The organism is Nocardia sp. NPDC003999, assembly GCF_053604885.1.
Map to the genome: position 1 here is coordinate 417,847 of NZ_JBSGIB010000005.1, position 7,316 is coordinate 425,162.

Below are 7,316 nucleotides of genomic sequence, written 5' to 3' on the forward strand. Positions count from 1 at the left end.
CGTGCTCAGAACCACTCGTCCCGCATCTGCAAGGTGGTCGTATCCAAGGTGGCGAGCAGATCCAGCGCCGGTGCGGTCTTGGGTAATTCGAAACGATAGAAGAACCGGGCCGCGTGCCGCTTGCCATCGTAGAAATCACCGGATCGGTCCGCGGTGGCGAGGAACTGCTCCAGCCAGATCCAGGCCAGTACGGTGTGCCCGAACGCTTCCAGGTACACCGAGCTGTTGGCCAGCGCGGCTTCGATGTCGCCGGAGGCGAACAGTCCCGCGGTCACCTCGACCAGACGCCGCCACGCCGAATCGAGTTGAGCGGCAAGCTCGGCGGCCTCGCCGCCGGCCGCGCGCGCGGCGGTGATGGTCGCGTCCACCCGGGCCCCGAGCGCGAGCAGGCTCGCGCCACCGTGCTGGGTCACCTTGCGTCCCAGCAGGTCCAGGCCTTGGATGCCGTGCGTGCCCTCGTGGATCGGGTTGAGCCGGTTGTCCCGGTAGTGCTGCTCGACGTTGTATTCGCGGGTATAGCCGTAGCCGCCGAGTACCTGGATGGCGAGGCTGTTGGCCTCGAGGCACCACTGCGAAGGCCAGCTCTTGGCGATCGGGGTCAGGATGTCCAGCAGCAGGGTGACCGCGCGGCGTTCGTCCTCGGATTCGGCGGTGCGCTGCTCGTCGACCAACTGCGCGCAGTAGAGCACCAGCGCCAACGCGCCTTCGGCATAGGACTTCTGGGCCAGCAGCATCCGCTTCACGTCGGCGTGCTCGATGATCGGCCGCTGCGGCGCGGACGGGTCGGCGGGGAGCTTGGCCCGGCCCTGGGTGCGCGTGCGGGCGTAGTCGAGCGACTCGAGGTATCCGGTGTAGCCGAGGGCGGTGGCGACCAGGCCGACGCCGATGCGCGCCTCGTTCATCATGTGGAACATGTAGGTCAGTCCGCGTTGCGGCTCGCCGACCAGGTAGCCGATCGCGCCGGGCGCGCCACCGGGCGTCCAGCGGCCCTCGCCGAAGTTCAGCACGGTGTTGACCGTGCCGCGGTAGCCCATCTTGTGGTTGAGCCCGGCCAGAGCGACGTCGTTGCGCTCACCGATCGCGCCGTCGTCGCCGACCAGGAACCGGGGCACCACGAACAGCGAGATGCCCTTCGTGCCCGCGGGGCCGCCGGGGATCTTGGCCAGCACCAGGTGCACGATGTTCTCGCCGAGTTCGTGATCGCCGCCCGAGATCCACATCTTGGTGCCGAACAGGCGATACGTGCCGTCGCCCTGCGGTTCGGCGCGGGTGACGATGTCGGCGAGCGAGGAACCGGCCTGCGGCTCCGACAGGCACATGGTGCCGAAGAAGCGGCCCGCGAGCATGGGCTTCACGAACTTCTCGACGTGTTCCGGGCCGTGGGCGAGAAGCAGATTCGCGTTGGCCACCGTGAGGAACGGGTAGCCCGCGGTACCCGGGTTGGCCGCCTGGAACCAGGCGTAACTCGCCTGCGCGACGGTCGCGGGCAGCTGGGCGCCGCCCAGTTCGTAATCCATTGCGGCCGAAGGCAGACCGGCCTTCGCGAAGGCGGCCAGCGCCTGGCCGACCTCCGGGATGATGGTCACGCGCTCGCCGTCGAAGGTGGGTTCGTTGGCGTCGTTGAGCTTGTTGTGCGGCGCGAAATACTTGGTGGCCAGCTGCTCGCTGAGCTCGAGCACGGCGTCGAAGGTCTCCCGCGAGTGCTCGGCGTACCGCTCGCGTTTGGTGAGCGCTTCGACGTCCAGCCACTCGTAGAGCAGGAACTCGAGATCGCGCCGGGACAACAAGGTCGACCGCATCAGCCAGTCCTTTCGAGACATGTTCGACTTATTGTATCTTACGGGCCAGTGTGCGGGTGCGGGACCGGTAGTCCCTGCCGAATGCGTATCCGGGTGCGCCGCCGGACCGGCTGTCGTGGACGATGTCCTCCCCGACGCTCCCACCAGGCTGGTCGTCCTCCAGTTCGGTCGTCCGCCGGTGGTCATCATCCGCAGCCGAGCAATCCGCGTTCTCGCGCGATCGCGGCCGCCTCGGTGCGGCTGGACGCTCCGAGCTTGGTGAGGATCCGCGAGACATGCACACCCGCGGTATTGGCGCTGATGAACAACTCGGCCGCGATCTGCCGGTTGCTCGCGCCCGTAGCCACCAGGCGTAGGACGTCGAGTTCGCGCGGGGTCAGGCCCGAGATGCTCGCTGGCCGGGCCGTGGCGGGCCGGTTCCCGGCTTCGGCGAGCTCGATGCCGGCGCGGTCGGCCAGCTGTCTGGCTTGCTCGGCAAGCGGCGCCGCCGCCAACTCGTCCGCAAGCCCGAGGACCGACCGCAGTGCGTCGCGTGCCGCCGCGCGATCACCCGCGGCCAATTCCGCTCGCCCGGTTTCGAGCAGGGCGCGCGCCAGCTCGTACGGCCGACCCAGGGCTTGCCAGGAGGAAACCGCCGCGGCCCAGTCGGCGGGACGGCCGCTGCGCACCGCGTGGCAGGAATTCCGGTACGCGGCGTCGACCGCGGTGGTCACCGGCAGCCTCGCGAGAGCGGAGTCGAGAACCATCGGCGCGCAGCGGGTTCGGGCGATCGCCTCGGCCAGTGCCCATGCCTCGTGCGGGTGCGCGAGCAGATCGTCCGCGGTCAGCGTCGCGGCGCCGATCTCGGCGGCGTGCTGCGGATTCCCCGCCGCGTGCGCGATCTCGGTCTGCACGGTGTGCAGCTGGATTTGATATTGCCTGGCCCAGCGCCGATTCCCGAGCAACGGCTGTGCGCTCGCCGCGCTCGCCGCCGCGGCCTGGTCGTCTCCACGCGCCAGCACGATCCGCGCGTGACACAGCAGCAGCGCGGCGGTGCTCAACGGGGGCAACTGCTCGGTGAGCGACTCATCGATCAGATCGAGAGCCTCGTTCCAACGACCCAGCGCGGTGAGCGCTTGCGCCCACTTGACCAGCAGGATCGGCGCGGCCTCGGCGAACCGGTAGCTCTCGTGCGCGGCGCGCAACCCCTGCTGGATCGCCGCGATGGCCGCCTCGTCGGCGCCCGCCGACACCAGCAGTGCCGTCTCCCACAGCACCACGGTCAGCAAGGTGCCCGGATTTCCCGCAGCATCAGCGGCGGCATGCGCCTGCTCGAAATGGGTCATGGCGACGTCGGGACGGCTCGCGGCGGCCAGCCCGAGATAGGCGTGGGCACGCGCGGCCAGCGACGCGGCGCTCCGGTCCTCGCGAAGGACGCTCGAATGCCGCCGGTGCCTCGCGGCGTCCGCACCAGCCGTGTCCTCTGCTTCGACGCCCCCGCCCGGGTTCGTTGCGACCGCGCCCGGCGCGCGGAGCGACGATGCCGTGACCGGCGAGGTGTCGTCGACGGGCGGGTCACCACGTAACTGTTCGGCTACCTCGACGGCGGCGCGCGCGTCGTTCTCGGCCGCTGTCGCGCCGCTGAACACCCGCACCGCCGCGAGTTCGGCGAGGATTTCACCGCGCAGTAGGGTCGGCCGGTCCGAAGGAAGATAGGTCAGCGCCGCGAGCAGGTCGTCTTCGCCGCCGCCGCTGCTCTGATTGCGCAGTCCGGCGCGGTAGTAATGCAGGCGCGCGGCACGCTCCGGGGCGATCCGCGCATCGGTGGCGGCCAGCGCCTCGTCGGCCGCCGCGATGCCGCGCTCGACTACACCGCCGCGATGACACGCGGCCACGACCGCTGCCAAGACGTCGAGCCGATCGGCGTCCAACCGATGTGCCGCTTCCGGTACGCGGTCCCACAAACCGAGCACCCGGTCCAGGTGGTGCACCTGATCGCGATGCGCGCTCACCCTTTCCGCCTCCGCTGCGGCGTCCCACGCGGCTTCGAACGCCAGCGGCAGCTCTCCGGCGGCATGCGCGTGGTAGGCCAGTTCGGCGGCCGGGCATCGGTCCGCGCCCGGCTTCCTTCGCCGGGTAGCCAGGGCTTGGGAAAGTCTGCTGTGCAGCGCTTGCCGCTCCGCCGGCAGGAGGTCTTCGTAGACGGCGTCGCGGATGAGAACGTGCCTGAACTGGTAGCCGGTGTCGGTGGAAACCAGGAGCCGCTGGTCGACCAGCTGACGCAGTGCTGTGGCGAGCGCGCCCTCGGGGAGATCGGAGGCGGCCGCCAGCAGGGTGTGCCGGACCGGTGACCCGGCCACCGCCGCGAGCCGCAGCACCGACGCGGCCTGATCGGACAGGTCGGACAGGTGATCGAGCAACAGCTCCGACAGCTCGGCGGGCGTGTCCTCCGGTGCGGGATCGAGTGCCTCGACGTACAGCGGAATTCCCCTGCTGCGCTCGAAGATCCGCCCGATGGTCCCTGGCTCGGGCTCCCTGCCGCGCAGCGCGGCCAATTGCCTGCCGACCTCGTGCCTGGTCAGCGGTGCTGAATTCAGCAAGCGGACACTCGGGTCTCGGCGCAGGCTCGCGATCAGCTTGCGCAACGGCTCGGAATCGGCAGGCCGGTGGGTGCCGACCAAGAACAGATCGCCTTCGGCGATGTTGGCCACCAGGAAGGCGAGCAATTCCAGGCTGGCGTCGTCGGCCCAGTGCAGATCTTCCAGCACCACCAACAGCGGCTTGGTCATCGAGAATTGTTCCAGCACGGTGAGGATCTCGCCGAACAACCGGATCCTGTCGGTGTCGGCCTCCGCCGCGCCCGACCGCGCCGCCAGTTCCGGAAGCCAGCGCGCCAGCGCCGGTCGCACTGGGAGCAGCGTCGCGAGCGCCTCCACGCCCTGGTCACGCAGCAGTGTGCGCATGACCGCGACGAACGGCGTGAACGGCACCCCTTTCGCGCCGAATTCCGGGCACCTTCCGTACGCCACTACCGTACGAGCCCCGAGCCGCGTCCGGAACTCCGCGACCAACCGCGACTTGCCGATACCCGCCTCACCCCCGACCAGCACGGTATGCACCGCCGGGTCCCGATAGGCATCCTGCAACGCCGCGAGCTCAGCGGCCCGCCCCACAAACGCGCCGCACACCGGAAGGCTGACCACGGCGCGATCATGCCCGCACCGCGCGCTCGACGCCAGTTCGCGAGTGGCACCCCATCGAGAGGTCTTCTCGGCCGATGCCGCAGTGGTGTGCCACTCGCGAACTCGAGACCGGGGGCGCGGCCTCGGCCCGACCAGCGCGCCGGCGGGTTCGTGGCCATAGTGGTACGGCCCGGGTTCTGCGTTACTCGTCGGTGGGCTGGGCAAGCGCGGAAATAGTGATTTCTCGTGATTCGGCGGCCATCTCGTTACGCGAAATATCAATGGCATGACGAACATCGAGATCCGCCCCTTCCGTATCGATATTCCGCAGGCCGACCTGGACGAGCTTCGGCTGCGGCTGGCGCGTACCCGTTGGATCGATGAGCTGCCGGGCGCCGGCTGGGAGCGCGGTGTGCCGACGGCGTACCTGAAGGAGCTGGCCGGGTACTGGGCCGAGAAATTCGACTGGCGTGCGGCCGAGTCGGAGCTGAACGCCTACCCGCAGTTCACCACCACCATCGACGGCCAGAACGTGCACTTCCTGCACGTGCGCTCGGCGCGGGAGGACGCAACACCGTTGCTGTTGCTGCACGGCTGGCCCAGCTCGGTGGCCGACTTCCGCGACGTGATCGGCCCGCTCACCGACCCGGACTCGAACGCGCCCGCGTTCCACCTGGTCATTCCGTCGCTGCCCGGCCACGGTTTCTCCGGCCCGCTCACCGAGACGGGCTGGAACGACGGCCGGATCGCGGCGGCGCTCGCCGAACTCATGGCTCGCCTCGGCTACGACCGCTACGGCGTGCAGGGCGGCGACCATGGCGCGTTCATCGCCCCGGCCCTGGCGCGGATCGACACCGACCACGTGCTCGGTGTGCACGTCAACGCACTGGTCACCTTCCCGACCGGCGACCCCGCCGACCTGGCTGCCCTCACCGACGCGGAACAGGCGCGGCTCGCCGCGATGAAAAAATTCCAGGACGACGGCTCGGCCTACATGAACCTGCAAGGTTCCCGCCCCGACACCATCGCCCAGTTACTCGCCGACTCCCCGGCCGGGCTGCTCGGCTGGATCGCGGAGAAATACCGCGAGTGGACCGACAGCGCCAACGACCTGCCCGAACAAGCCGTCGATATCGACCGCCTGCTCACCACCGTGAGCATCTACTGGTTCACCGACACCGCCCGCAGCGTCGCGAACCTGTACTACGAACGCTTCCACGACGCCACCATGTTCGCCCCGAAACCGAAGGGCACCGTACCCACCGGCGTCGCGGTCTTCAAGGACGGCGACTACGCCATCCGCCGCTTCGCCGAACACACCCACAACATCACCCACTGGTCGGAGTTCTACTCCGGCGGGCATTTCCCCGCACTCGAGGTGCCGGAGCTGCTGATCGGCGACATCCGCGAGTTCTTCCGGTCGCTCGGTTGATCCGAATGGAGCCTTTGGGCAGGCGGTCGTCGCCGGGGTGGGCGTTTGATGTCCGGCTGGTCCGAGTTCGGCGCAGCACTGATGGTGGGGGCGGCGGCGGTCGCGGTGCTGCTGACTGTCTTCCTCGCGGCGAGCCGATGGTGGCGGAAGCCGTTGCGTGGTCCGAGCGTCTATCACATCGCCGAACGCGTGGGCCATGAGCAACTGTGCCTGCTGGGCTGGCCGCCGTTGGGTTGGCCTGCAGTAGAGCCGAGAGACGGCCCGGAAGTCGCTCCCGGCGATGCGCACGCGCTCATGCAGGTGCATCTGGAATGCGATGCGAACGAATGCTCGTGGAAATGCGCGGCGGTCGACGCTCTGCGGCTCGCGGGCCGGATGCGTCCTTCCAAGTATCCGCGTCGACCAGACCGCCATTGACCCGCCGGTCGGCAACCGTCGCGTGCTCCGCGAACCACCGGCCCGTCGTCACGACGGGCCGTAAATTGCCTCGGCATCGCGGAGCAACGGCACGAAGCGGATAGCCATCCGGGTCGATGGTCACCAACCGCGCGACGACATCCGCGTCCAGCAGTTCGGTGATCTCCGCATCCCGTAGTGCTCGCACCATAGGTTCATGCTGCCCGAGGCAGGGGTGGACTGCGGTATGGCTCGAGGCGACGGTGATCGACGTCAGTCCGAGCCCATCACACCGCCCGCGCCCGATACGTTCTTGTGAGCCCACTGATCAGTCGACGTGGTGCGTTGAAGGCCGCGTCGAAGCTGCCCGCGCTGCTGGTCCCGGTTCGGTTGTCCGGTCCGCAACTAGGGGGTGTTTCGAAGTAGTTGATGGGGTGGGGGCGCCCCGGGGGGGGCCCCCCCCAAAGAGTTTAGCGGCCTCTGTTTTTGTCGGTTTTGGGTTTGTTTTGTTTTAGGTTTTTGGTTTAG

General features: G+C 68.8%; 4 protein-coding genes. 2 read left to right on the forward strand and 2 right to left on the reverse strand.

What is annotated here, in order from left to right:
- Positions 1-5: 5 nt before the first annotated feature.
- Complete coding sequence (locus ACWESM_RS14885) at positions 6-1,799, reverse strand: acyl-CoA dehydrogenase (RefSeq protein ID WP_452492167.1); 1,794 nt, start codon at positions 1,797-1,799, stop codon at positions 6-8.
- Positions 1,800-1,984: 185 nt separating this feature from the next.
- Positions 1,985-4,981: a helix-turn-helix transcriptional regulator gene (locus ACWESM_RS14890; RefSeq protein WP_452492169.1), complete on the reverse strand. Its 2,997-nt coding sequence runs from the start codon at positions 4,979-4,981 to the stop codon at positions 1,985-1,987.
- A gap of 265 nt (positions 4,982-5,246) precedes the next feature.
- Between ACWESM_RS14890 and ACWESM_RS14895 the strand changes: the two genes are divergently transcribed.
- Both ACWESM_RS14895 and ACWESM_RS14900 read left to right on the forward strand, forming a co-directional pair.
- Positions 5,247-6,392, forward strand: a complete 1,146-nt coding sequence (locus tag ACWESM_RS14895) for an epoxide hydrolase family protein (protein ID WP_452492171.1) — start codon at positions 5,247-5,249, stop codon at positions 6,390-6,392.
- 48 nt (positions 6,393-6,440) lie between these two features.
- Positions 6,441-6,809, forward strand: coding sequence for a hypothetical protein (locus ACWESM_RS14900; protein ID WP_452492173.1), 369 nt, complete (start codon positions 6,441-6,443; stop codon positions 6,807-6,809).
- Positions 6,810-7,316: the final 507 nt, after the last annotated feature.